Source organism: Enterobacter sp. CRENT-193, from assembly GCF_002787395.1.
Lineage (GTDB): Bacteria > Pseudomonadota > Gammaproteobacteria > Enterobacterales > Enterobacteriaceae > Enterobacter > Enterobacter hormaechei_C.
This window is the reverse complement of sequence record NZ_CP024812.1, coordinates 4314141-4340231: the sequence shown is the minus strand read 5'-3', so window position 1 is coordinate 4340231 and position 26091 is coordinate 4314141. Positions and strand designations below refer to the sequence as shown.

Here is a 26091-nt window from a genome sequence, read left to right as displayed (position 1 = left end):
CCGTTACAGCGTGTCGATAGCGAGTTTCCCGCGCTTGTGCAGACTGTTACGAATAATCACTACCAACAGCGCGGTGATCGCCGCCCCGACCACAATACTGAGCATGTACGCTCCCAGATTGGTGACCAGTGGCCACGCCCAGATCGCCGATTCAGGGAACCACTGCACGGCACCGAGCGCGGTGGCAGTCATTGCACCGGCGATCGCGCCCGCCATATACGCCGGCAGCGTCGCAAGCGGATTTTCCAGCAGGAACGGGATGGCCCCTTCACTGATGCCCATAAAGGCGAGGAACATGGCCGTTTTGCCTTGCGGATAAAGCTGCGGACTAAACAGGCGTTTGCCGGTCAGACGATGGTCAATCAGCGTGGCCAGCCCCAGACCAATGGGCGGAATAACAATCGCCACGGCGCGGGAGGTGATGGGCAGGACATGATCGGTTGTCAGCCCCAGGCCAACAAATCCCGCCGCTTTGTTAATGGGGCCGCCAAGATCAATCGCCGTGGCCGCCGCCATCCCGATGGCGTACATCATGGAGCCCGCCTGACCCGCCGCCAGCAGTACGGTCCGCATACCTGCATTCAGCCAGCCGCCAATCGGCGTGATGATGTAATACATCGCCAGCATTACAAACAGCGCCGAGAGGATTGGGATCAGAAAGGTGCTTTTAAAGGCCAGCAGATACTGTGGAACGTTAATGCGGCTATTCAGCCATTTGACCAGATAGCCTGCGGCTATGGCGATAATCAGCGCGCCAATAAACGTGGAGGGCACGGGTTTGGTGGCAAGCCAGGTCAGTTTTTCCGCATCAAAGTTCAGCACCAGCGTCGGCTGCGTGGCGACAAGGCCACCGATAAACCCGGCCGGGAAGGCCAGTTTTCCGCCGATAGAGTTGGCGACAAAGGCGGCAAACATTGGGATGGCGAAGCTGAACAGCAGCCCGCCGAACGATTCAGTCAGATAGCCAAATTTCAATAGCGAGAGATTGAAACCGGTGAATTTGCCTGAGTTAAGCGCGTCGAGAATACCGGTGTCAGGCGGGATCTCCAGCCAGACGTAGGCGATAAGCTGTGAAATGGCGAGGATAACCCCGCCCATGATAAGTGTTGGCACCATGCGGGATATCCCCGACATAATGTGCTGTGGAAGCTCTTTCCAGAAAGACGCACCGGCGGCAACCGGTGCGGATTTGATGGCAAGAGTGTCACCCTCGTGACTGTCCGGGCGAACCGCGCTGCGTTTTTTAATAGCCATGACGAAAACCCCTGGATGTGAAGATTATTATTGTTCTGCTGCAATCATCTCTTCGATCTCTTTCAGGGTGCCTGCCGCGTTTTTAATGGCGTCCTGAAGCGTAATCTCATACACGTCGCGCGTTTCGAAGCGTTCATTGTCTTCCGGGGTGATCGCGATGGCGTGGATGATAATGTCAGCGTCAGCAATATCCTGCGGGGTCAGGCGATTCTGGATCCCGTCCGCGCCCTGGGTTTCAATTTTTACCTCATAACCGGCTTCCGTCGCCGCGTCTTCCAGCGCCTGGGCTGCCATGAAGGTATGTGCCAGGCCCATCGGGCAGGCGCACAGTGCAATCAGTTTTTTAGCCATGTGAAATTCCTCCTGTAGATAACGCCACGATTATGACGGGGAGGTTTCAGTGATGTTTACCGGATTAATAATGCTTTTGCTGGAAAAATGATGCGTGTGAGCGGAAGTGTGAGGTTAATCGTCATATCACGAAAGCCAATGAAAAACCGGGCAAAAAGTTGCCCGGCGCAGCATCAGTAACCGGCTTTATCAATGACAAACTGTTTGCCGCAGTTGCCCGGATGCGGCTGTGGCGCAAAGGAGCCGGCAGAGAGTGGGTTGTTGATGGTGCTGGCGTTCAGCGAGATCTGCATTTCGGTCAGATAAGCCGGATTGCCGTGGCAGGTAAGCTTGAACGCTTTTACGCTCTGTTTTCCCCAGCTTTTGGCCACGGCTGCATCGAAGTCGCTGCGGCGGACGGTTTTGCCATAGTTTTCCGCCAGAAATTTTCCTGCCGCGCTGTGCTTCACTTCCTGGTTCATGCGCACCATGGTGCCGAAGTAAGCGTCGGGATCAAACCCAAAGCAGACGCCGTGTTTCGCGTATTCATAACGTTCAAGGCAGGAGTTGCCGCCCGCGCCGGGCATCACGCTGTTCAGCTTCGCCGCGCCCGTTAGCGATAGTCCGGTCTCTGCGGCGTCACATTTGCGGCTGGCTTTTGCTTCCGGCATATTCGGAACCGGACGAGTGGCGCAGCCGAAGCGCATCCAGCGGCGTTCATCCACTCCGCGAGCGGCAATCGATTTCGGCAATGCTGGCCATAAGCCGTGGACGGTCAGAAAATCGGTTTTGTTGCTGCTCTCTTTTTGCAGGCGACACTCTTCCGGTTCGTCACGGTTACGTTCGACCATGCTCTGGCAAAATCCGGTTTGCCAGGAAAGGGCCAGAACGTAGCGATCGAAATCGCCGTACTGGGTTGGCTTAAGCGGATCTGCCTGAATTGAGAAGACACAGAGTGCAAGCGCTACTGCGCCAGACGGGATAACGATATCCTTCCTGAACATTTGCTTTCCTGATTGGTTGGGCGCGATTAATTTCTGGGGGTTATTAAAGCACAAAAAGCGCCCGCAGGCGCTTTTTGGAAATCAGGAATTTCGCTTAGGCAGCGCCGGGAACCAGTACTTCGGTGGCGATAATAACGATAATCAGGCCAACCAGCACCGGCACTGACGTGCGTTTTACCACTTCAAACGGAGAGATTTTCGCCATCCCCGCAACCGCAACCACCACGCCCGATACCGGAGAAATGGTACGACCCAGGTTGGAGGCCTGAAGCATTGGGATGGACAGGTAAGCCGGGTTGATGCCGGAGGAGTGTGCCAGCTTAGGGATCATCTCAACAAAGGCGTAGAACGGCGCGTTACCGGAGCCGGTGGTCATCGCCGCCAGCATGGTCAGCACCACCAGCACCAGCATCAGGATAATGCTGGCCGAGCCGAACGAGGTGGCGATAGAGATCAGGCTCTGAATAAAGCCGATGGTGCTCAGCCCCTGGGCAAACACCCCCGCGGCAACCAGCAGCATCACCACGCCCGCGAAGGCATCCGCCATACCGCGGAAGGCTACTTCCAGACCCGTGAACACTTTCTGGGTGTTAAAACCACGAACGAACTCCAGGATGGCCGCCAGCAGCATACAGATCACCAGGATAGTGATGATGTGCAGCTGCGGGCCCCATTTGCCGTCGAAAATAAGCACGCCAATAATCGGCGTGAAGGGCAGGATGGAATAAAACGCCGGGGCGGTAGTGGTGATTTCGCTGACGTCCATCATTTCGTGGCTGACGTTCTCTTTCTTATCGAGATAGCGCTGCCAGAAGAAATGCGCCACGCCCATGCCGAGAATAGCGGTGATGGAGATCGGCAGTGTGGTTTTGAAGGCGAAGTCAATTAGCGACATTTCCGCGGCTTTCGCGGCCAGCACTACGTCACCGGAAGTAGGGGAGAGAATAATCGCCGCCGGAGAGGCGCAAATAGCCGCCGCTGCGCCACGGCTGATCCCGACGTTAACCATTACCGGGAATAAAGTTGCCATTAACAGCACGCCAAGGCCCGTTGCTGAGGAAACGGCTAATGACATCAGACAGGCCAGGAAATAGGCCGCGACCATCAGCAGATAGGGGGAGTTAATATATTGCAGCGGCTTAGAAGCCAGCTTTACCACCATATCATTCGCGCCGATATGGGTCATATAGGCAGCAAATCCGCAGAGCATCATGATCATCATGCCCAGATCGCCGCCGCGGCTCATCAGCAGAATTTTTATATATTCAACAATATCGGTAGCGGTATATCCGGTACTGGCTTCGCTGGCGGGTAAAACCTGATGACCCATTAGCGCGCTAATGATCAGCAGCGTCAGGCCGCCGACAAATAGCACGCCGGTGGCTGAGTAACCTTTAATGATGTAGCGTGCTACACCGACAATGACCACGACTCCAATGAGGAGTTCGAGAAAAGTAAGCATGATTTCCCCTGTTTCCTTGCTGCCCGAGAGACAAATAATCAATAAAAAAGAAGCTGAAATGTGCCGAATAAATGTCCAGTCCTTGCTGATTAAAATCAAGAAAGAGACTACTAAAGGCACTGATGACGATATTTTTGCTAGCCCTGCGTCATTTATATTAAGACGTTATTGACCTGATGAATAGATATTATATGTCATTAAATTGATGGTGAAGTGTTAAGGTTTTGAGTATTACTTGCCGACAATCGATTTAAAACGTAAATCTCTTTAAAACCACTTCTCTTTCATTCTTTTGCCTGCTTATACTCGGTTCACTTTCTCCTGTCCGACGATCTCAATATGTACGCCAGCTGGACATATCGCCTGCGCTTTATCAAAAAACATCTGCTGATGTTTTTGCTGGCGTTTGGCTGGCTGTTGATCCAGACTCAAGTGGCCGTCGCGTCCCATCAATGTTCAATGGATTTGCGCGGCGAGGTGGCCACCATCCAGCATATGGAGATGATGGCGCAACCGGGGCCGCATTATGCTGCCGGTGCTTCACCGCTGTGTGAAAAACATTGTGTGCCGGATCAGGTACAAAAAGATCCTGCCCAGCCGCATCTGGTGGCGCTGCCTGCCGCCATGACCCTGACCTTAACTCCGCCAGAGTGCTCGTCTTCAAGCCATTCTGCGTGGTCCGTTACCCCTCCTGCTGTGGGGCCGCCGGCAACGATCCGCTATTGCCGGTTTCGGGAGTAAAAACCTGTTAATTCGTTGATTTTATTTACTTAACGTTTAACAGGAGTTTTATCATGCGTACCGTATTCCTTTCCGCGCTGGTTGGCGCGTCCGTCTCTTTCGCTTCTTATACCGTTCAGGCAAACCAGACCTGGCAGGGCCGCGGCGTGGTTCAGTCGATCTCTGACAGCGCCGTCATGCTCCGGCACGAGGCCATACCGGAACTAAAATGGCCAGCAATGACCATGCCGTTTACTTTATCTGCCGGCGCTACGCTGAATGGCGCCAAACCGGGGGATGAGGTGACCTTCACGCTTCAGCGTGCGGGTGACGGTTTCCAGATTATCTCGCTGACGCCAGCACGCTAAGCGAGGTCACCATGAAACAACACACACTGAGTCTGTGGCTCGGTGGGGTGTTGTTCGGCCTGTTAACCTCCGCAGCGCAGGCGGAGCCGTGGACGCTCGAACACACCCTGACCGAAGCCCAGCGCTACTCAGCAGAACTCTCCGCCAGCCGTAACGAAGCGCAGGCGCTGGATGCGATGGCGGTTTCCGCCACGCAATTACCTGACCCAAAACTGAAATTCGGCATCGAAAACGTGCCGGTACAGGGCAGCAACGATCGGCGGCTGACGCGCGAAGGGATGACCATGCAGAAGGTTGGCATCATGCAAAGCTACGTCAGCTCAGAGAAGCGGGAACGTAAAGCGCAGACCTTTCAGGCGCAGGCGCGAAGCGTGCTGGCAAAATCCGAGGCCGTCCGCGCCGCGCTTCAGCGTGATACCGCCCAGGCCTGGCTGGATCTGGCGCTGGCCCAGCAGGCACTGAACACGGCCAGAACGCTGGTCCGTGAAACGGAACGTCAGCGCGGCGTGCAGAAGGCGAGCGTCGGGGCGGGAAGCGCAATGCCGGACAGCGTACTGGCCCTGCAAATGATCCTCAGCGCCATGCGCGACAAAGAGACGCTGGCGCAGCGGGATGTGCAGCTGGCGCAAAGCCGCATGCTGGAGCTAACGGGGCACGCTATAACGGAGGTTCGCGGTCCGCTGCCGCGCTATCAGCGTCTTCCTGCCAATGAAAAAACGTTGCAGGAGGGGATCGTCAGGCACCCGGAAGTGGAGGCCGCGCGACGTGAAGCAGAGACCGCGAAAGCGCGTTCAGCGCAATCTGCCGTGGCGGCGATACCCGATGTGGATGTGGAGGTCTATTACGCCCACCGCGCTGAAGGCTATGACGATATGGCTGGCGTGATGTTCAGCGTGGATCTGCCACTGTTCCAGTCAAAACGTCAGGACAAGGATTACGCCGCCGATGTTTCCCGCTCTATGCAGGCGGTGGATCAACTGACGCTGCTCAAGCGCGAACACATTGCCCAGGTGCAAACGCTGGTGGCGCAGTATCAGGCTGCGCAAACGGTGTGGCAGCGACAGCGGGACGAGGTACTACCGTTGCAGCGTCAACGGCTGGCGGTACTGACGGCGCAATATCGCTCTGGACAGTCGGCGCTTCCGGCCCTGCTGGAGGCGCGTCGTGGCGTACTGGATACGGAACTGGCGGTGAACCAGGCGGAGCGCGAAATGGCGCGAACCTGGGCTGCCGTGAACTGGCTGATCCCGCAGGAGCTGGCGCAATGAAAAAAACAACGTTAATGGCGATTGCCATCGCGATAGCTGCCGCTGGCGGCTATTTTGTCGGACAGAAGCAGACGCATCAGCCGGCTGCGGCTGCACAACCCTCTGAACGTAAGGTGCTTTACTGGTACGACCCCATGGTACCCGGTCAGCGCTTCGATAAGCCGGGTAAATCCCCCTTTATGGATATGGATCTGGTCCCGCGCTACGCTGATGAAGCGCAGGCGGCGTCAGGCGTGGCCATCAGCACTCAACAGCAGCAAAACCTGGGGATGAAAACCGCCAACGTTGAGATGCGCCAGCTGGTTTCGCCGTTCTCGGCCTTTGCCACGGTTGCAACGGATGAACGTAACGTCTCGGTGGTGTCAGCTCCGGCCAATGGCGTGGTGTCAAAATTGTTTGTTAATGCACCGCAGCAGCAGGTGAAAGCCGGAGAGGCGCTGGCGCAACTGTGGATCCCGCAATGGACCACCGCCCAGCAGGAGTATCTCGCAGTTCGTCAGCTTGGCGATGCCGCATTGACCCGCGCCGCACGCGAGCGGCTGGCGTTGCAGTTTATGCCGGAAGAGGTCATTCGTTTGCTGGAGCGTAGCGGCAAGCCGCAGACCACGCTCATCCTGCGCGCTGACCGGGCCGGCTATGTGGTGAAGCTGGACGTGCGGGAAGGGGCGCAAATCACCGCAACGGCGCCGCTGTTTGAGATCGCCAGGCTCGATCCGGTCTGGCTGGTGGTCGATTACCCGCAAACGCAGGCGCAGTCTCTGGCAGTGGGCAGCAACGTGGTCGCAACGTCAGAAAGCTGGCCGGGGGAGCAATTCCACGGCACGGTCAGCGAATTGCTGCCGCAGATGGAGACGACCACGCGAACCCTGAAAGCCCGTATCGTGCTGGAAAATTCCGCACATAAGCTGAAGCCGGGTATGTACCTCTCCGTCAGGCGTGCGGAAGAGATGAAAGGCCCGCCGGTGCTGGCGGTGCCGGAAGAGGCGGTGATTAACAGCGGAGAGTCTGCGCGTCTGCTGCTGGCTACCGGGGACGGTTATTTCCGGCCTGTGACGGTGACAATCGGCCTGACGGCGCAGGGCTGGACGGCGATCCTGTCCGGGGTCAAACAGGGCGATAAGGTGGTGACGTCCGGGCAATTCCTCATTGATTCCGAAGCCAGCCTGCGTAGCGTGATGCCGGAGGTGACGCCATGATTGCCGCTGTGATTCGCGCCTCGTTGCGTAACCGCCTGCTGGTGATCCTGGCCGCACTGATGATGGCCAGCTGGGGCTGGTGGGCGGTGCAGCGCGCGCCGCTGGACGCGTTGCCCGATCTGTCTGATGTGCAGGTCATTATCAAAGCGAGTTACCCCGGGAAAGCGCCGCAGGTGATTGAAGATCAGGTGACCTGGCCGCTGACAACCTCCATGTTGTCTGTGCCGGGCGCCAAAACCGTGCGCGGTTTTTCAATGTTTGGTGACGCTTATGTGTATGTGCTGTTTGAGGATGGCACCGATCTCTACTGGGCGCGATCCCGGGTGCTGGAATATTTAAGCCAGGTACAGGCGCAGTTTCCGCCGGGCGTGAAGGTGTCGCTGGGGCCGGATGCGACGGGCGTCGGCTGGATCTACGAATATGCACTGATCGACCGTAGTGGAAAACACAGCCTGGCAGATCTGCGGGCCCTACAGGACTGGACGCTTAAGTTCGAGCTTAAGACGGTACCGAATGTATCTGAGGTGGCAAGTATTGGCGGAATGGTGCGTCAGTATCAGATCGTGGCGGACCCGGCGAAAATGCGCGCGCTGAATATTACCCACAGCCAGCTATCCGGCGCGGTGCAGGCCGCCAATAAGGAGAGCGGCGGCGCCCTGCTGGAGATGGGCGAAGCGGAGTATATGGTGCGGACAACGGGCTATTTGCGCTCGCTGGAGGATTTTCGCAATGTGGTGATCGCTACCCGCGATGGCGTACCTGTCCTGCTGAAAGATGTCGCCACCATTGGCATTGGCCCGGAGATCCGCCGGGGTGTGGCGGAGCTTAACGGTGAAGGGGAGGTCGCTGGCGGCGTGATCGTGATGCGCTACGGGCAGAACGCGCTGGAAACGCTTCATGCGGTAAAAGCGAAACTGAGCGAGCTGCAAAAAACGCTGCCGCAGGGCGTCGAGATTGTTCCGGTCTACGATCGTTCCACGCTGATTGAGGACTCGGTCAAAACGCTGACGCACAAGCTGCTCGAAGAGTTTGCCGTGGTGGTACTGGTGTGTGCGCTGTTCCTGTTCCACCTGCGCTCCGCGCTGGTGGCGATGGTCTCTCTGCCGCTGGGGATCCTCGGGGCTTTTGTGGTGATGCACTATCAGGGCATTAACGCGAATATGATGTCGCTCGGCGGGATCGCCATTGCCATCGGGGCGATGGTGGATGCCGCAATTGTGATGATTGAAAACATGCACAAGATGCTGGAGCAGTGGCGGCATGATAATCCGGGCAAGGAGCCCGCGCCGGGGGAATACTGGCGTCTGGCGGAAAAGGCGGCGGTTGAAGTGGGACCGGCGCTGTTTTGCAGCCTGTTAATCATCACGCTGTCATTTATACCGGTTTTTTCGCTGGAAGCGCAGGAGGGGAGAATGTTCTCGCCGCTGGCGTTCACCAAAACCTGGTCGATGGCCGTGGCCGCCGGGCTTGGGATCACCCTGGTGCCGGTGCTAATGGGCTTTTTCATTCGCGGGAAAATCCCGGATGAGAAGGCAAACCCGATCAACCGCCTCCTGATCCGCCTGTATGAGCCGCTGCTGGACAAGGTACTGACCTTCCCGAAAACGACGCTGGCACTGGCATGTCTGCTGCTGATCGCCACGCTCTGGCCGCTGAGCCGCCTGGGAAGCGAATTTATGCCGCCGCTGGATGAAGGAGATTTACTCTATATGCCCTCCACGCTGCCGGGGATCTCTGCTCGCGAGGCATCACGGCTGCTTCAGCAGACGGACCGCTTGATCAAAAGCGTCCCGGAGGTGGCGAGCGTGTTTGGCAAAGCCGGTCGGGCAGAGTCGGCAACCGATCCCGCGCCATTAACCATGCTGGAAACAACCATCCACTTTAAGCCCCGCGAGCAGTGGCGGCCAGGAATGACGCCGCAAAAGCTGGTGGAGGAGCTCGATAAAACCGTGTCGCTGCCGGGCATTGCCAATGTGTGGGTGCCGCCTGTCCGTAACCGTCTGGACATGCTGGCAACCGGGATCAAAAGCCCGGTCGGCATTAAGGTGAACGGCAATAATATTGCCGACATTGAGCGTGTGGCCCGGCAGATTGAGCAGGTGGTGAAGGACGTTCCGGGCGTCTCCTCTGCGCTGGCGGAGCGTCTGGAAGGCGGGCGCTACGTGGATATTCGTATCGATCGGCAAAAATCCGCGCGCTACGGCGTTTCCGTCGATGAACTGCAAAGCCTGGTCTCCACGCTGGTCGGGGGCGATAACATTGGTGAGGTGATCCTGGGACGCGAGCGGTATCCCATCAACCTGCGTTTTCCCCGCGATTTGCGTGATAACGTCGACGCGTTGCGGGTGTTGCCGGTAGTGACCGCCAGCGGTAGCCAGGTGGCGCTGGGGGAATTGGCCGATATCGTCGTGACGGAAGGCCCACCGATGCTAAAAAGTGAAAACGCGCGCCTTTCCAGCTGGATCTATGTTGACTTGCGCGGGCGCGATCTGAAGTCCGCCGTGGATGAAATGCAAAAACGGGTGGGAGAGAAGGTGGTATTGCCGCAGGGCGTGTCTCTCTCCTGGTCCGGGCAGTTTGAATATCTGGAACGGGCGACCGAGAGGCTCAAAATAGTTTTACCTGTCACGCTGATGATTATATTCGTCCTTTTATGGTTAACCTTCAGGCGGATATCAAATGTCCTGATAATAATGGGGACATTGCCGTTCGCGCTTATTGGGGGCGTGTGGTTATTGTGGCTGCTTGAATATAATTTGTCAGTGGCGGGGGGCGTTGGCTTTATCGCCCTCTCCGGGGTGGCGGCAGAATTCGGCGTAATTATGGTTCTTTATTTGAATCATGCGATCGATAAATATCACAGGCTGGAGCCAGAAGGGGGAAATAGGGTGCTGATGCGGGCGATCCACGAAGGTGCCGTGCTGCGCGTGCGTCCGAAGGTGATGACGGTCGCCACTATTATGGCAGGACTGCTGCCCATCATGTGGGGGAGTGGGAGTGGCTCGGAGGTGATGCAACGTATTGCCGCGCCGATGATTGGTGGCATGGTAACGGCACCGTTATTGTCGATGTTAGTTATTCCCGCACTCTACAAATTGTTACATCAACGTTAAATATGTCAACTGCATGTGCTTATTCAGGCATGCAGTTTATGTATCCTCAGATTATTCCCAGGAACGGGATGGTAATTAGGAATAACACCCATGCTGTTAAGCGTTCATTCAAGTATTCTGTGTTAAGGTCTGCACCGAATACTAAATATGGTAATGGCATTGTGATTGTACGAATTAAATTCCCCCTGATTTTGTTGTTTATTATTGGGCAGTTATCGTTTGCGTCTGCTGTTAATGCAGACAGCAATACAGCGGATAAAGGCTGGTTCACCACCTTCACGGATAACGTCGCGCAAACATGGAATGAACCTGAGCATTACGATCTCTATATTCCGGCCATTACGTGGCATGCACGTTTCGCCTACGATAAAGAAAAAACAGACCGTTATAACGAACGTCCGTGGGGGGCCGGCTTCGGTCAGTCTCGCTGGGATGAAAAAGGTAACTGGCATGGCCTGTACCTGATGGCGTTTAAGGACTCCTACAATAAATGGGAGCCTATTGGCGGTTACGGCTGGGAAAAAACCTGGCGTCCGTTATCAGACGACAACTTCCGTCTCGGGCTGGGCTATACGGCAGGGTTTACGGCGCGTGATAACTGGAAATACATTCCTGTTCCGGTACTGCTGCCGCTTGCCTCCATTGGTTACGGTCCGGCGACGTTTCAGATGACCTACATACCGGGTACCTATAACAACGGTAACGTTTACTTTGCCTGGATGCGGTTTCAGTTTTAACTGAGTTTTTCTGCTAAATCGGCCAAAAAATGCACAGGCATGGAAATGTAAAGAATAAAAATCGGACAGCGAAAATTAACGCGACTTTTGTCACTTTTTATCAAAGATCCGCTGGACAAAACGCCTCACAATTGTTGTACTGATACCCGACACAGCATTTGTGTCGTTTTTTAATGTAAAGGTAATTTTGATGTCTAAGATTAAAGGTAACGTTAAGTGGTTTAATGAGTCCAAAGGATTCGGTTTCATTACTCCTGAAGATGGCAGCAAAGACGTGTTCGTACACTTCTCTGCAATCCAGTCTAATGGTTTCAAAACTCTGGCTGAAGGTCAGCGCGTAGAGTTCGAAATCACTAACGGTGCCAAAGGCCCTTCTGCTGCTAACGTAATCGCTCTGTAATTCAGACGCGTCAGCAAGAATTTCAAAACCCGCTCAATGAGCGGGTTTTTTTTCGTTCTGAATCAACCGATAAGATAGATCTTCAGGAAGCTGGCGACGATCGCGACGCTTAGCAATACCATACCCACGCCTAAGAGATTTTCTTTCATGCTATCACCCTCGTTCAATATTGAGCCAAGAGTGACAGAGAAAAATTAAGCCAACATTAAGGTTGCAGTGCTTAATGTCCGCTGGCGGAGGAAAATAACCAGAATGCGATCGCAGTCATCGCAAACGAGCCAAGCATGTTAACGGCAATGTTCGTCAGCGCCCAGCCCATCCGGCCTTCCTGAAACAGAAACACCACCTCCGCAGAGAAGGTAGAAAACGTTGTTAAGCCGCCGCAGAAGCCGGTTGTAATCAGAACCTTCCACATAGGGTCGATGTTGGTCATGCGATTAAACCAGGCCAGCCCCATCCCAATAATAAACGCCCCGATCAGATTTGCCGCCAGTGTCCCCATCGGAATGGCCTGATGCAGAGGGTTAAACCGCATGCTTAAGAGCCACCGCGCAACGCTACCCGTGCCTCCACCAATAAAAACGGCTATAAGTAGTTGTAACACTGTCAATACCTGCTATTTGCTGTGTAAGTGCGTCGAGTGTAACGCTGTTTTTGACCGGGAGACAATTATGTATGTTGCAGTAGGGCAGTTCGCGGTGACGCCGGACTGGAATGAAAACGCGGATAAATGCGTCTCCCTGATGCATGCGGCGAAGCAAAAGGGGGCGTCGTTGCTGGTACTTCCCGAGGCGTTACTGGCCCGTGATGATGGCGATCCGGATCTGTCGGTAAAGTCTGCGCAAACGCTGGAAGGGGGGTTTCTGAAACGACTGCTGGCCGAAAGCGTTGGCAACACGCTCACCACCATATTGACGGTCCATATTCCGTCCTCGCCGGGGCGCGCGGTGAACACGCTGGTGGCGATACGTGAGGGTGCCATTGTCGCGAGCTACGCCAAACTTCATCTGTATGATGCGTTCAGCGTTCAGGAGTCGCGCCTGGTCGATCCGGGGAGTGTAATTCCGCCGCTGATTGAGGTGGAGGGTTTTAAGGTTGGCCTGATGACCTGCTACGATATCCGTTTTCCCGAGCTGGCGCTGAACCTGGCATTGCAGGGGGCGGAGGTGCTGGTTCTGCCCGCCGCGTGGGTCAAAGGACCGCTTAAGGAGCATCACTGGGCGACGCTGCTGGCAGCACGCGCGCTGGATACCACCTGTTACGTGGTAGCCGCGGGTGAATGTGGTAACAAAAATATTGGGCAGAGCAGGGTTGTCGATCCGCTGGGGGTGACGGTTGTTGCGGCAGCGGAGACGCCTGCGTTATTGCTGACGGAGATAATTTCAGCCCGAATAGCGCTTGCGCGGCAGCAATTACCTGTTCTGCGCAACCGCAGGTTTGCGCCACCGCAATTAATGTGATGTTTTTTTCAACAATGCTTGATTCACCTTGTTACAGATTGCTATTGTGTGCACGCGCCAAATGACCGTTAATACGTTCAGGTTTTTTGGCGGAATGCAGCCTGTTTCATGTAAAGAAGGTATTTATGGGTGAGATTAGTATTACCAAACTGCTGGTGGTTGCCGCACTGGTCGTCCTGCTGTTCGGTACCAAGAAGTTACGCACGCTGGGTGGAGACCTGGGTGCTGCCATTAAGGGCTTTAAGAAAGCAATGAACGATGACGACGCGGCAGCGAAGAAAAGTGCCGAAGATGACATCACTGCACAGAAGCTTTCACACAAAGAGTAATGGCAATGCTGCAAGGCTTGCATAAAAAAACCGGCTCACGAGGCCGGTTTTTTGTTTTACTGTAAATAAATTTTACAGCTTTATTTCACTTCTTCGCCCTTCGCCTGCATATCGGCGTGATAAGAGGAGCGAACAAACGGACCGCACGCGGCATGGGTAAAGCCCATCGCCATCGCTTCGGCTTTCATTTCATCGAACTCATCCGGGCTTACGTAACGCTGTACAGGCAGGTGGTGACGGCTTGGCTGGAGGTACTGGCCCAGCGTCAGCATGGTGACGCCGTGGCGGCGCAGATCGCGCATCACTTCAATGATCTCAGCGTTGGTTTCACCCAGGCCGACCATCAGACCAGACTTGGTTGGAATATGCGGATGGGCTTCTTTAAAGCGTTCCAGCAGCTTCAGCGACCAGTTGTAGTCTGCACCGGGACGTACCTGACGGTAGATACGCGGTACGTTCTCCAGGTTGTGGTTGAACACGTCTGGTGGCGTCGCGGTCAGGATATCGAGCGCGCGATCCATACGGCCACGGAAATCCGGCACCAGCGTCTCAATCTTAATGTTCGGGCTTTTTTCGCGGATGGCGGTAATACAGTCAGCAAAATGCTGAGCACCGCCATCGCGCAGATCGTCACGGTCAACGGAGGTAATAACAACATAACGCAGCGCCATATCGGCAATCGTCTGCGCCAGTTTTTGCGGTTCGTTAGCGTCTGGCGCAACGGGACGGCCATGGGCAACGTCACAGAACGGACAACGGCGGGTGCAGATGGCACCCAGAATCATAAATGTCGCGGTACCGTGATTGAAACATTCAGCAAGGTTAGGGCACGAGGCCTCTTCACAGACAGAGTGAAGACCATTTTTGCGCATCGCCGCTTTGATCCCCTGGATACGCGAAGAGTCGGCCGGAAGTTTGATTTTCATCCATTCCGGTTTTCTTAACAGCGCCTCGCGCTCTGTAGCCACGTTTTTAACCGGGATAAGGGCCATTTTATCGGCATCGCGGTATTTAACACCGCGTTCCATCACAATGGGTTTACTCATAGCGTGCGTGTTCCAGTTGCGAATATCGAAGGAAAGCGTTTCAATTCAAGGGAATGTTGTAATTATCAACTATTTTTGAACGAACGACAGGCAGTATATCATTTAAAGGGGCGATAAAGCAGCCTGCCAGGTCGCCAATTTGTAAAATAGTTGTTGTTTTGTGCCTTTTGCCCCGCTTGCGGCAGGGGCTTGCGCTGAAAGGCGGGATCAGAAAGCCTGGCGGATCACGTTAATGACGTTTTCCAGCACCGGATCGCGCAGGCTTAGCTTGTTGTAATGCAGTGAGATTTCAACAGATTCCGTCGTAAGTTGACTCAATGGAATCCTCTCCAGCGGCCAGCATTTTTGAAGCAAAGCGAAGAGACGCACAGGCATAATACAGAGCAAATCGCTGCTGCCAATCAGGGCCGCGAGGGTAAACATATTGTAACTGCTGAAGCTGATCAGACGGTCCGGGAACAGTTCGTCAATACGCTGGCGCAGCGGATCCGGGCCCTGCCCCTCGGACATAAAGGTTGCATGTTCGTAATGACGCAAATTTTCAGGCGTCAAAGGTGCGCTCAATACAGGATGATTCTGACGACAAACGAGCGCCAGAGAGTCGGTATAGAGAACGTTATGCCCTAATGCTCTGGCCGCGAAGCTGTTGCTGTCGATGATCAGGTCCGTCTGGAATTGCGCCAGCTGAGTTTCCGGATCGTTAACGGGCACATTGCGGATCAGCAGCTGTGGCGCATGCTGTTTAACAGCCTGGTAAATAGCGGGCATGACCAGAACGCCCACAGAGGGAGAGGTGCCTATGGTGATGGTTCGTTGCTTATCGTAACTGCCGGTGAGATCCAGCGCGCCCAGAATCGATTCCAGACCCTGGCTGATGTACTCATGCAGATGGGTGGCGTACGCGGTGGGGGTTACGCCCTGGCCTTTACGAATAAATAAGGGATCGGGAAATATCGCGCGCAATTTTTGAATTGACTGGCTAATAGCAGAGGGTGTGAGATTAAGAATTTTCGCAGCATTAACGATACCTTTGTGGACATATACCGCCTCAAAAATAGTCAATAAATTGAGATCAATATTACGTAAAGTCCGGAAAATTTGCGGCTTATCTTCGCCGCTGGTTTCATTCAGGCGTTTGGCTGGTAAATTAGTAGGCTCCACGCTCTTACTCCGTATCCATTCACAATATGAATGATAGTTGAATTTATTTATTATGCTTGCAGAGATTCGTAAAGTGTTTCGTAAGTTTCCCTTGTTTATCGAAAACAAGCAGTTGGGTGATTATCACGCACGTTACACGATACCCGGTGATGGTACTATTAAGGTTCTAATTAATATGGGACGCTAATATATGGGCGACTCGAAAATATAGAATATGCGGTTTATTGTAAAGCGTAAATGCGGCAATTAAGCAGTGGCTGGTCAAATAACCGAACCACTGCCGGAAGTGTGTTAAGCAGCAATATATTCGTAGTCAGGATTGTTAAGCAGCGCTAAAAACTTCTTCAAAAGCACGGGGCGGATATTCTCAGGCGTGGCGGTAGCGACCCACTGGCGCATTTGCGTCATTTCCATACCCGCATACCCGCATGGGTTGATGCGCTGGAAAGGGGTCAGATCCATATTGATATTCAGCGCCAGCCCGTGGAACGAGCAGCCTTTACGGATACGCAGCCCCAGCGAACAGATTTTCTTCTCTCCCACGTAGACGCCCGGGGCATCGGCGCGAGGATGAGCGTCGATACCGTACTCAGCGAGCGTGTTCACCACGGTCTGTTCCAGTAAGGTCACGAGCTCACGTACGCCCAGCTTTCTGCGTTTCAGGTTAAGCAGGACATACATTACCTGCTGGCCCGGGCCGTGGTAGGTTACCTGTCCACCGCGATCGCTCTGGATCACCGGGATATCACCCGTCATCAATAAATGTTCGGCTTTTCCTGCCTGGCCCTGAGTAAACACCGGCATGTGTTCAACCAGCCAGATTTCATCAGGGGTGGTGTCATCGCGCATATCGGTAAAGTCATGCATAGCCTGAGAGACTGGCTCGTAAGGCTGTATCCCAAGATGGCGAACAAGAATTTTATCCTGGTACAAAAGGACGTCTCCGAAGACAAGGGAGAATAGGTAACGCGGAGTATATCACAGCGGGGAAGTGGGTTACCCGGCAAACCGGGTAACCGCAGAGGGACTACAGCACCATACGAACAATTTCGATATTGCCGAGCTCTTCGTACAGCGTCTCAACCTGCTCAATGTGTGTCGCAGTGATGGTGATTGAGACCGAGTGGTAATTACCTTTGCTGCTCGGTTTGACTGATGGAGAGTAGTCGCCCGGCGCATGGCGCTGTACCACTTCAACCACCTGATCAACCAGCTCAGGTTTCGCCAGACCCATTACTTTGTAAGTAAAAGGGGTAGGGAATTCAAGCAGTTCGTTAAGTTTGGTTTTCATGTCAGCTCCGGCGTGTGTGTAAAAAATAATAACTCCCGCCACGGGGCGGGAGTTTTACTGATACGTAGTATATGGGGATCAAAATCACACTTTCAAGTGTTCAATTTTTAACCAAACCAGTGATGGAACATCAGCTTAATGTAATCAATGATTTTGCCGAAGAAATTGCCTTCAGGAATCTCCTCCAGCACCACCAGCGGGCGTTGATCGATGGTTTTGCCATCCAGCTGGAAGTTGATAGTACCCACGACCTGATTCTTTTGCAGCGGGGCGTGCAGCTCGGTGGTATTCAGCACATAGCTGGCTTTCAGATCTTTCATACGACCGCGTGGGATAGTCAGATAGAGATCTTTGTCCACGCCCAGGGAAGCGCGGTCGTTATCGCCAAACCAGACAGGTTCAGAGGCAAATTCTTTACCGGCTTTCAGCGGGTTCACGGTTTCGAAGAAGCGGAAGCCCCAGGTCAGCAGTTTTTTGCTTTCCGTTTCGCGTCCTTTAAACGTACGCCCCCCCATCACGGCAGAGATCAGACGCATCTGGCCTTCAGTGGCGGAGGCCACCAGGTTATAACCAGCTTTATCGGTGTGGCCGGTTTTGATACCGTCGACGTTCAGGCTGTTGTCCCACAGCAGGCCGTTACGGTTGGTCTGACGAATGCCGTTGAAGGTGAACTCTTTCTCTTTGTAGATAGAGTACTCGTTTGGCACGTCGCGGATCAGCGCCTGACCGATCAGCGCCATGTCACGCGCGGAGCTGTACTGACCCTCGGCGTCCAGGCCGTGAACGGTCTGGAAGTGGCTGTTTTTCAGACCCAGCGCGGAGACGTAGCTGTTCATCAGGCCCACAAACGCGTCCTGGCTGCCCGCGGCAAAATCAGCCATGGCCACGCAGGCGTCGTTACCGGACTGCAAGTTGATGCCACGGATAAGCTGAGAGACCGGAACCTGCATGCCAGGTTTCAGGAACATCAGCGATGAACCTTTGAACACGGGGTTGCCGGTTGCCCACGCATCGTTACCGATAGTCACCAGGTCGGTTTCTTTGAATTTGCCTGCTTTCATAGCCTGGCCGATAACATAGCTGGTCATCATTTTGGTCAGGCTGGCCGGATCGCGGCGGGCATCGGCGTTCTGTTCTGCCAGAACTTTGCCGGAGTTGTAATCAATCAGGATGTAGGATTCCGCGTCGATCTGCGGAACGCCAGGGATCATGGTCTTGATGTTCAGGTCATCCGCGTGAGCTGCGGAGAACGCAGCAGCGCAAAGGGCCGTGGTCAGCGCCATGCGCTGCACAAAACGAGCAGAAAAAGTGGTCTTCATGGTCAGAACTACGACATCCGTGATGGAATTAAAAAAGTGCCTTACTATAGCAAATGCTATACGGGCAGGCATCCGACTTTCATCATGAGAGTGTTAACGTGGTTTACACAAACTGACATTTCGGATACCACCGAATAATTATTTTGCAACAGCGATAAACGACTGGAGCTGCGCCTCGCTCTGCAAACGCTGTTGCAGGGATGCTGCCTGCGATTTGCTGGCAAACGGACCCATCTGGATACGCCATACCGCACCGTTTTGCTCAACGCGGCCTGGCACGCCAAACTGTTTGCTTAAACGCTGCTGATATTGCTCTGCACGGGTCCGATCGCTGACAGCGCCAACCTGAACCACGTAGCTGCCGCTCGCCGTCGCAGGCGCCGCAGTCTGCGTAGCAGCAGGCGCGGTCACCGGGGCGGGTTGTGCAGCGGGTGCAGCAACGACGGGCGCAGGCGCTGGGGCAGGTTCATTTGATTCAATCACGCCCGGCGCTAACGTGGTGGGTGCGCCAAGGAAACCACTGCTTTTCACCGGGGCGCCTGTCGCGTCTTCACTTTGCAGCGTATCGTTGCTGATAGCACGCACTTCACCCTGCGGCTGTGTGGGCTCTGCCGGCGTTGAAGCGCCCCCCATACCACCGCTCAGATCCGGGCGAGCGGGCAGGGCATAGGTCTGTTTCGCGACCGTGGTACAGGCCGTGCCCGGGCCAGACAGCGAACCATCCTGCGCCACGATAATCGGGTCGATACGCACTTTAGTATTGTTTGAGGTGTTCAGACGGTCGGCCGCCGCGCGGGACAGGGAGATCACGCGATCGGTGCCGTAAGGCCCGCGATCGTTGATACGCACCACGATCATTCGGCCATTCGCCAGGTTAGTGATGCGTGCATAGCTCGGGACAGGCAACGTCGGGTGTGCCGCCGTGATCTGCATCGGATCGAAGGTTTCACCCGACGCGGTCAGGTTGCTACCGGGCTCAGCGTCATAGATGGCAGCAAAGCCAGCCTGGCTGAAACGGGAAGGATCCTGAACGATTTTATAGCTTTTACCGTCGCGCTGATAATCCTGATTCACGCTGGCGTTCAGCGGTTCATAAACGGGATCGGCACCGCTAATCTCGACAATCGGGCCATTACAGACCGCAGGCTGCGGCGGCGCGACGGTTGCCTGTTGCTGACCATCATCACTTGTACAGGCGGCAAGTAAACTTGCTGCGATGCAGATCCCCAGCCACTGCTTACGCATTGCGATCCCCTTATTTTTATACGCTTTTGGACAACATTTTCCTGTGGGTATGGATCGACATGACGATACCAAACCCGGCCATCAACACGATCAGTGCCGAGCCCCCGTAACTCACCAGCGGCAGCGGTACGCCGACAACCGGCAGAATCCCACTCACCATACCAATATTTACGAAGACATAAACGAACAAAATCAACATTAATCCGCCTGCCATCACGCGACCAAAGGTGGTTTGGGCGCGTGCGGCAATCCACAAACCTCGCATGATCAGCAGCACGTAGAGTGCAAGCAGAACCAGGATGCCAACCAGCCCTAACTCCTCAGCCAGAACGGCAAAGATAAAGTCGGTGTGGCGTTCCGGTAAAAATTCGAGCTGCGACTGCGTACCGTGCAGCCAGCCTTTGCCGCGCAGGCCGCCGGAGCCAATCGCAATCTTCGACTGAATAATATGATAGCCTGCGCCCAGCGGATCGGTCTCGGGATCGAGCAGCATCATAACGCGCTGACGCTGGTAATCATGCATCAGGAAGAACCAGAGGATAGGGATAAACGCGGCAACCAGCACCACGGCGATACCAATCAGACGCCAGCTCAGGCCGGACAGGAACAGGACGAACAGGCCGGAGAGGGCGATAAGAATCGAGGTACCGAGGTCCGGCTGTGCGGCCACGAGCAGCGTCGGCAGGAAAATCAGCACCAGCGCAATGGCGGTATTTTTCAACGACGGCGGGCAGACGTCGCGGTTAATAAAGCGCGCCACCATCAGCGGGACGGCGATTTTGGCGATTTCCGACGGCTGGAAGCGGACAATTCCCAGATCCAGCCAGCGCTGTGCCCCCTTCGAGATGGCGCCGAAAGCATCTACTGCCACCAACAAAATGATACAGAAAATATAGAGATAGGGCGCCCAGCCCTCGTACACGCGCGGCGGTATTTGCGCCATCACCACCATAATAACCAGACCCATGGCGATCTGGCCGATTTTACGCTCCATCATGCCGATATCCTGGCCGCTGGCGCTCCAGATAACGAGGGCGCTGTACACCAGCAGAGCCAGCAGGATCAGCAGCATGGCAGGGTCGATGTGGATCTTGTCCCACAGCGATTTTTTATTCGGATTATCCGTCATGATTATTGGTCCTCCGCCGCAGCGGCTGCCGGGTTTTCAGCTGGCAGTTCGGTGTTGTTGTCACCCAGCATGATGTGGTCGAGGATTTGACGCATGATGGTACCCACCGCCGGGCCTGCGCCGCCGTTCTCAAGAATCATCGCCACCGCAACCTGCGGGTTATCATAAGGGGCAAACGCCGTCATGAGCTTGTGGTCACGCAGACGTTCGGCAATTTTATGTGCGTTGTAAGTTTCATTCGCTTTAAGACCGAAGACCTGAGCCGTACCTGATTTCGCGGCTACCTTATACGGTGCGCCAGCGAAATATTTGTGCGCCGTCCCGTTAGGGCGGTTGGCTACACCGTACATGCCGTCTTTCGCGATTTCCCAGTATCCGGAATGAATGTCACCCACCGGCGGCTCGTGCGGCTGTATCCATGGCACTTTTTTGCCGTCTTCAACGGTGCTTTGCAGCAGGTGCGGCACTTTCACGACGCCATCGTTGATGAGGATCATCATCGCCTTGTTCATTTGCAGCGGCGTTGCCGTCCAGTAGCCCTGGCCGATCCCCACCGGAATGGTGTCACCCTGATACCAGGGTTTTTTAAAGCGCTTCAGCTTCCATTCGCGGGTTGGCATGTTGCCGGAACGCTCTTCCGCCAAATCTATACCGGTGTAATGCCCGTAGCCGAACTTGCTCATCCATTCAGACAGACGGTCAATACCCATGTCGTAGGCGACCTGATAGAAGAAGGTATCCGCCGACTCCTCCAGTGATTTGGTCACGTTCAGATGGCCGTGGCCCCATTTTTTCCAGTCGCGGTAGCGTTTCTCAGAGCCAGGCAACTGCCACCAACCGGGGTCAAACAGACTGGTATTACGGGTGATGACGCCCGCGCTCAGCGCAGACACGGCGACATACGGTTTAACCGTTGAAGCTGGAGGATAAACCCCCTGCGTCGCGCGGTTTACCAGCGGCGTGTTTGGATCGTTGAGCAGGCCGGAGTAATCCTTGCTGGAGATGCCATCCACGAAGAGGTTCGGATCGTAGCTTGGCATCGAAACCATCGCCAGAATGCCGCCGGTACGCGGGTCGGTCACAATAACCGCAGCACGGCTACCCGCCAGCAGCGTCTCGATATACTGCTGTAGCTTCAGGTCGAGCGTCAGATAGACGTCATGCCCCGCCTGCGGGGGCACCTCTTTCAGTTGTCGGATCACACGGCCACGGTTGTTAACTTCAACCTCTTCATACCCGGTCTGACCGTGCAGCACATCTTCGTAATAACGTTCGATCCCAAGCTTGCCAATATCATGGGTTGCGGCGTAGTTAGCCAGCTTGCCATCTTTATCAAGGCGTTCGACGTCTTTATCGTTGATTTTGGAGACGTAACCAATGACGTGCGTCAGCGCGGAGCCGTAAGGATAGTAGCGGCGTTTATAGCCTTTGACTTCCACACCGGGGAAACGGTACTGGTTAACGGCAAAACGGGCGACCTGCACTTCCGTCAGGTTGGTTTTTACCGGAATGGAGGTGAAGCGGTGAGAACGTGCGCGCTCTTTTTTGAACGCAGCGATATCGTCATCAGTCAGGTCGACAACGCTTCTCAGCGCGTTCAGGGTATCCTGCACGTTATCCACTTTCTCGGGCATCATCTCTATCTGGTAGATGGTGCGATTAAGCGCCAGCGGCGTGCCGTTACGATCGTAGATAATGCCGCGGCTGGGCGCGATGGGCACCAGCTTGATACGGTTTTCGTTTGAGCGGGTCTGGTAATCGGTATAGCGGACAATTTGCAGATTATAGAGGTTGGCGATCAGCACGCCGGTAAGCAGCAAAATCCCCGTAAAGGCGACCAGCGCCCGGCGCACAAACAGCGCGGACTCAGCCGTATAGTCGCGAAAAGAATTCTGTAGTTTCATCCGCTGCTTAAATTACCCTGGTCAGTCATTACTCGCGGTGATAAGGGTGGTTGGTAGTGATGCTCCATGCGCGATACAAACTTTCTGCCACGAGAACCCGTACAAGCGGGTGGGGCAGCGTCAGCGCCGAGAGTGACCAACTTTGTTCTGCTGCCGCTTTGCAGGCGGGAGATAACCCCTCTGGTCCGCCAATCAACAGACTGACGTCCCGACCATCCTGCTTCCAGCGCTCCAGTTCGTGCGCCAGCTGCGGCGTATCCCAGGGTTTGCCCGGGATATCGAGGGTCACGATGCGGTTTTTGCCTGCGGCAGCCAGCATCAGCTCTCCCTCTTTATCGAGAATACGTTTGATATCTGCGTTCTTGCCGCGCTTTCCTGCTGGGATCTCCACCAGTTCGAACGGCATATCTTTTGGGAAACGACGCAGATACTCAGTAAAACCGGTTTGTACCCAGTCCGGCATTTTGGTGCCGACGGCGACCAGTTGCAACTTCACGCATTAACCCCAGAGTTTTTCCAGCTCATACAGGCGACGACTCTCTTCCTGCATGACGTGGACAATCACATCGCCGAGATCGACAACCACCCAGTCAGCGGTCGCTTCACCTTCAACGCCCAGCGGAAGCAGCCCTGCCGCGCGCGATTCCTGAACAACATGGTCAGCAATCGAAACAACGTGACGAGTTGAGGTGCCGGTGCAGATGATCATGCAGTCGGTGATGCTGGATTTACCCTTAACGTCGATAGCGATGATGTCCTGACCTTTCAGGTCATCAATTTTGTCGATAACAAAATCCTGGAGTGCTTTACCCTGCAAGTTTTCCCCCTGGGTGAATGAGATTGTACAACTATGAATTCGTGGCCAGTCAGTATACCTGAACTGACGCCAGTCGCGGGACAAATGTCACCGCCCGGCTTTTGAAGGCGGGTATCATCCCACCCTCCGCCTGAGATTGCATCGCCATTTTTGTAAAACAATTTCTGTAAAGCAGCGATCGGCGGGAAAGTCTGGCAGCGGAGGATATCAGTATGGCTTAGCCTGTCAAGGCAGGATAATCATTAACGGACAATTTCGCCGGCGATGCTCAGACATCTGTACTTTTCTGATACAGACCGTGCGCATGGATATAGGCCAGCACGGGCGAGGGGAGGAGATCGTCACAGTCTAAACCCTGCTGGAGACGCTCGCGGATGAGGGTCGCAGAAATATCAAACCACGGCGTTTCAGCGAGGTAAATTTTCCCGGCGGGGAGACTGTGCAGGTCTTCTATATTGTCCGTCAGATGTGCGTCAAGCCACTGCTGATGCTGCGCGTCGCGCATGGTCAGCGGGTAGCCCGGACGGCGGCAGACCAGCAGATGACTGTTTTCCAGAATGGTTTCGTACTGGTACCAGCTGGGAAAGTTGAGCAAGGAATCCTGGCCGATGATAAACGCCAACGGTTTCATGGGCCCCTGCTCAGCGCGCCACTCCCGCAGCGTTTGCGATGTCCAGGAAGGGGTATCTCTACGCAGTTCACGCTCATCCAGTGTGAAGAGAGGCTTATCGGCGATAGCCAGCGCGAGCATCGCTTTACGCTGCTCGCTGGTTGCTTCTGGCTGAGGACGGTGCGGCGGAACATTGTTGGGCATGATGATCACCCGCTGCAAGCCAATCAAATTCGCGAGGATTTCTACCGGCTTAAGATGCCCATAGTGCACCGGGTCGAAGGTCCCGCCATACATTGCCTGTAAAGAATGCATATCACCCATCGATAAAGACGTCTGCCAGCGCCTTATGGCAGAGCAGCAAAGAGAGACTCTCCAGCTCCGCCCAGACAGACTGACCGTAATCCTGTTTTAACGTCAGTTCGGCGCGCATCAGAAGTTGCACTGCCTGACGCAACTGCTCCTGGCTCAGGCGGTTTATCGCCTCCGTGGTCATCGCCCGACGGTTTTGCCAGACGCGATGTTTGTCGAATAAGGCGCGCAGGGGCGTGTGTGCTGACTGGCGTTTAAGGTTGTTCAGCAGCAGTAATTCGCGCTGGAGCGTACGGAGAAGGATGACCGGCTCACTCCCTTCCAGGCGCAGCTGTTGCAGGATGTGCAGAGCACGTTTACTTTTCGCCGACAGCAGCGCATCAACCCAGTGGAAGGGGGTAAAGTGCGCGGCATCATTCACCGCCTGTTCCACGCGCGGCAGCGTCAACTTGCCATCGGGCCACAGCAGGGCGAGCCTGTCCAGCGCCTGCGCCAGTGCCAGAAGGTTGCCTTCGTAGCAGTAGCACAGGAGCTGACTGGCGGCCTCATCCAGCTGCAAATTGTGCTGCTTTGCTCGCGCGGCAACCCATTTTGGCAGATGCGCCTGCTCTGGAGTCTGGCAGGAGACAAGCACCGCACTGGGGGTTAGCCGGGTAAACCAGGCAGCGTTTTCCTGCGCTTTTGTGAGTTTGTTGCCGCGTACGATAAGCAGCAGATCGCCGTGTAACAAACTCACCAGCATAGCCAGCTGTTCATTGATGGCAGCGTTAGGACCATTCTCAGGCAGCAGGATCTGGATTGTCTGACGAGAGGCAAACAGGCTCATGGCCTGACAAAGCGAGAAGATAGCGTTCCAGTCGGTACTGTTATCGATCTGGAACGTATGATGCTCATCGAAACCCTGCGCGGCTGCCGCATGGCGAACCGCATCAAGGCTTTCCTGGAGTAACAGGGGGTCGTTGCCGAGTAGCAGATAGGCCGCGCGCAGCCCTTCGTTGAGCTGCGCGCGGAGTTGTTCAGGATACAACCTGATCATCAGTTACCCAGAGACGTTGGCATATCCGGCGTGCTGGCATCCGGTGTTTCGATAACGTCAGCGCCTTTTTTCGTCGACGCGGCAATGGCAGGCAGCCTGCGGATCAGCTGTTCCGCGGCCTTATCATACATTTCCTTGATGATAATCTGCTGTTCGGCGTCTTTTGCCAGCGCCGTCTGCGGGTTATCGAAGAACGAGCGGTAGACTTTGGTATTGATAGGGTAAATATCTTTACCTGGCATCAAGACGGCCGCATCAACGGTAAGCACCATCTGATATTCCGCCGTCCGCCCATCCTGGAAGATCGAGGCCGTATCTTGTGACAGCGTTGATTTCAGGACACGGAGCGAAGGAACATCCTGACGTAGGGTTCCCTTCTCGATCAGCTTAACATCGTTCAAACGCAGCTGGTTACGAATGGCCCGGCTCAGCGGTCCGTTCGGATCGGATGAGTCGAAGATCATCGTTTTCATCTGCGCAGGCACTGCCGTGGTGTTGCGCAGGTGCCAGCCGCAGCCAGCGGTGACAAGCACCGCCAGAGATAAGAGTATTGTTGCCAGTTGTCGCACGTTTCCTCCCG

Annotated in this window: 27 protein-coding genes; 9 read left to right on the top strand and 18 right to left on the bottom strand. The window is 55.0% G+C overall.

All coding sequences use genetic code 11. The annotated features are described in order from the left end of the window. Nucleotides 1–3 precede the first annotated feature (3 nt). From CU081_RS21705 to dcuC, 4 genes are all read right to left on the bottom strand, one after another. A complete protein-coding gene (locus tag CU081_RS21705) occupies nucleotides 4–1254 on the bottom strand; it encodes a PTS fructose transporter subunit IIC (RefSeq protein ID WP_003858745.1) in 1251 nt (416 codons plus the stop codon). Nucleotides 1255–1281: 27 nt separating this feature from the next. Further along, entirely contained in the window at nucleotides 1282–1605 is a 324-nt protein-coding gene (locus CU081_RS21700) for a PTS fructose transporter subunit IIB (RefSeq protein WP_017382483.1), read from the bottom strand. A 173-nt stretch (nucleotides 1606–1778) separates the two neighbouring features. Beyond that, on the bottom strand, nucleotides 1779–2588 hold the full coding sequence (gene rna, locus CU081_RS21695; RefSeq protein WP_003858741.1) for a ribonuclease I: 810 nt from the start codon (nucleotides 2586–2588) through the stop codon (nucleotides 1779–1781). 94 nt (nucleotides 2589–2682) lie between these two features. Continuing rightward, entirely contained in the window at nucleotides 2683–4050 is a 1368-nt protein-coding gene (gene dcuC / locus CU081_RS21690; protein ID WP_017382481.1) for an anaerobic C4-dicarboxylate transporter DcuC, read from the bottom strand. A 339-nt stretch (nucleotides 4051–4389) separates the two neighbouring features. Here dcuC and CU081_RS21685 point away from each other — a divergent pair, with 339 nt between their 5' ends. The 7 genes from CU081_RS21685 to cspE all read left to right on the top strand — a co-directional run bounded on the left by CU081_RS21685 (nucleotide 4390) and on the right by cspE (nucleotide 11852). Then, nucleotides 4390–4791, top strand: a complete 402-nt coding sequence (locus CU081_RS21685; RefSeq protein WP_022650594.1) for a hypothetical protein — start codon at nucleotides 4390–4392, stop codon at nucleotides 4789–4791. A gap of 53 nt (nucleotides 4792–4844) precedes the next feature. After that, nucleotides 4845–5138 (top strand): copper-binding protein, encoded by a 294-nt coding sequence (locus tag CU081_RS21680; RefSeq protein ID WP_003858733.1) that lies wholly within the window; start codon nucleotides 4845–4847, stop codon nucleotides 5136–5138. A gap of 11 nt (nucleotides 5139–5149) precedes the next feature. Beyond that, complete coding sequence (locus tag CU081_RS21675; RefSeq protein WP_022650595.1) at nucleotides 5150–6406, top strand: TolC family protein; 1257 nt, start codon at nucleotides 5150–5152, stop codon at nucleotides 6404–6406. Beyond that, entirely contained in the window at nucleotides 6403–7602 is a 1200-nt protein-coding gene (locus tag CU081_RS21670) for an efflux RND transporter periplasmic adaptor subunit (RefSeq protein WP_022650596.1), read from the top strand. The genes CU081_RS21675 and CU081_RS21670 overlap by 4 nt, the downstream gene beginning before the upstream one ends. After that, entirely contained in the window at nucleotides 7599–10715 is a 3117-nt protein-coding gene (locus CU081_RS21665; RefSeq protein ID WP_039268737.1) for an efflux RND transporter permease subunit, read from the top strand. The genes CU081_RS21670 and CU081_RS21665 overlap by 4 nt, the downstream gene beginning before the upstream one ends. A 161-nt stretch (nucleotides 10716–10876) precedes the next feature. Continuing rightward, nucleotides 10877–11452, top strand: a complete 576-nt coding sequence (gene pagP / locus CU081_RS21660) for a lipid IV(A) palmitoyltransferase PagP (RefSeq protein WP_017382475.1) — start codon at nucleotides 10877–10879, stop codon at nucleotides 11450–11452. Nucleotides 11453–11642: 190 nt separating this feature from the next. After that, nucleotides 11643–11852, top strand: coding sequence for a transcription antiterminator/RNA stability regulator CspE (cspE, locus tag CU081_RS21655; protein ID WP_002439184.1), 210 nt, complete (start codon nucleotides 11643–11645; stop codon nucleotides 11850–11852). A 220-nt stretch (nucleotides 11853–12072) separates the two neighbouring features. On the opposite strand, the gene crcB is transcribed toward cspE, so the two are convergent. Next, a complete protein-coding gene (gene crcB / locus CU081_RS21650) occupies nucleotides 12073–12456 on the bottom strand; it encodes a fluoride efflux transporter CrcB (RefSeq protein WP_017382474.1) in 384 nt (127 codons plus the stop codon). 67 nt (nucleotides 12457–12523) lie between these two features. Here crcB and CU081_RS21645 point away from each other — a divergent pair, with 67 nt between their 5' ends. Together CU081_RS21645 and tatE are read left to right on the top strand one after the other, a co-directional pair. Then, entirely contained in the window at nucleotides 12524–13312 is a 789-nt protein-coding gene (locus CU081_RS21645; protein WP_022650599.1) for a deaminated glutathione amidase, read from the top strand. Nucleotides 13313–13437: 125 nt separating this feature from the next. Continuing rightward, the gene (gene tatE, locus CU081_RS21640) at nucleotides 13438–13641 is read left to right on the top strand and encodes a twin-arginine translocase subunit TatE (protein ID WP_003858723.1); all 204 of its coding nucleotides are present in this window, start codon (nucleotides 13438–13440) and stop codon (nucleotides 13639–13641) included. Nucleotides 13642–13721: 80 nt separating this feature from the next. Here the strand turns inward: tatE and lipA are convergent, their stop codons facing one another. The 13 genes from lipA to lptE all read right to left on the bottom strand — a co-directional run bounded on the left by lipA (nucleotide 13722) and on the right by lptE (nucleotide 26080). After that, a complete protein-coding gene (gene lipA / locus CU081_RS21635; RefSeq protein ID WP_006809637.1) occupies nucleotides 13722–14687 on the bottom strand; it encodes a lipoyl synthase in 966 nt (321 codons plus the stop codon). A 207-nt stretch (nucleotides 14688–14894) separates the two neighbouring features. Next, entirely contained in the window at nucleotides 14895–15848 is a 954-nt protein-coding gene (locus CU081_RS21630) for a YbeF family transcriptional regulator (RefSeq protein WP_022650600.1), read from the bottom strand. 291 nt (nucleotides 15849–16139) lie between these two features. After that, complete coding sequence (gene lipB, locus CU081_RS21625; RefSeq protein WP_022650601.1) at nucleotides 16140–16781, bottom strand: lipoyl(octanoyl) transferase LipB; 642 nt, start codon at nucleotides 16779–16781, stop codon at nucleotides 16140–16142. A 94-nt stretch (nucleotides 16782–16875) separates the two neighbouring features. After that, nucleotides 16876–17139, bottom strand: a complete 264-nt coding sequence (gene ybeD, locus CU081_RS21620) for a DUF493 family protein YbeD (protein WP_003858718.1) — start codon at nucleotides 17137–17139, stop codon at nucleotides 16876–16878. Between the two features lie 107 nt (nucleotides 17140–17246). Further along, nucleotides 17247–18458 (bottom strand): D-alanyl-D-alanine carboxypeptidase DacA, encoded by a 1212-nt coding sequence (gene dacA / locus CU081_RS21615; protein WP_003858714.1) that lies wholly within the window; start codon nucleotides 18456–18458, stop codon nucleotides 17247–17249. 138 nt (nucleotides 18459–18596) lie between these two features. After that, the gene (rlpA, locus tag CU081_RS21610) at nucleotides 18597–19703 is read right to left on the bottom strand and encodes an endolytic peptidoglycan transglycosylase RlpA (protein ID WP_003858712.1); all 1107 of its coding nucleotides are present in this window, start codon (nucleotides 19701–19703) and stop codon (nucleotides 18597–18599) included. Between the two features lie 16 nt (nucleotides 19704–19719). Next, on the bottom strand, nucleotides 19720–20832 hold the full coding sequence (gene mrdB / locus CU081_RS21605) for a peptidoglycan glycosyltransferase MrdB (protein WP_015571139.1): 1113 nt from the start codon (nucleotides 20830–20832) through the stop codon (nucleotides 19720–19722). A gap of 2 nt (nucleotides 20833–20834) precedes the next feature. Further along, nucleotides 20835–22736 (bottom strand): peptidoglycan DD-transpeptidase MrdA, encoded by a 1902-nt coding sequence (gene mrdA / locus CU081_RS21600; protein WP_015571138.1) that lies wholly within the window; start codon nucleotides 22734–22736, stop codon nucleotides 20835–20837. Between the two features lie 28 nt (nucleotides 22737–22764). Continuing rightward, on the bottom strand, nucleotides 22765–23232 hold the full coding sequence (rlmH, locus tag CU081_RS21595; protein ID WP_003858701.1) for a 23S rRNA (pseudouridine(1915)-N(3))-methyltransferase RlmH: 468 nt from the start codon (nucleotides 23230–23232) through the stop codon (nucleotides 22765–22767). Nucleotides 23233–23235: 3 nt separating this feature from the next. Continuing rightward, nucleotides 23236–23553: a ribosome silencing factor gene (rsfS, locus tag CU081_RS21590; RefSeq protein WP_003858696.1), complete on the bottom strand. Its 318-nt coding sequence runs from the start codon at nucleotides 23551–23553 to the stop codon at nucleotides 23236–23238. Nucleotides 23554–23821: 268 nt separating this feature from the next. Next, nucleotides 23822–24487 carry a nicotinate-nucleotide adenylyltransferase gene (gene nadD, locus CU081_RS21585; protein ID WP_003858694.1) on the bottom strand — a complete coding sequence of 222 codons (666 nt, stop codon included), beginning with the start codon at nucleotides 24485–24487 and terminating at the stop codon, nucleotides 23822–23824. Beyond that, nucleotides 24480–25511, bottom strand: coding sequence for a DNA polymerase III subunit delta (gene holA, locus CU081_RS21580; protein ID WP_022650603.1), 1032 nt, complete (start codon nucleotides 25509–25511; stop codon nucleotides 24480–24482). Before holA ends, nadD begins: the two co-directional genes overlap by 8 nt. Next, on the bottom strand, nucleotides 25511–26080 hold the full coding sequence (lptE, locus tag CU081_RS21575) for an LPS assembly lipoprotein LptE (protein ID WP_022650604.1): 570 nt from the start codon (nucleotides 26078–26080) through the stop codon (nucleotides 25511–25513). The genes holA and lptE overlap by 1 nt, the downstream gene beginning before the upstream one ends. Nucleotides 26081–26091: the final 11 nt, after the last annotated feature.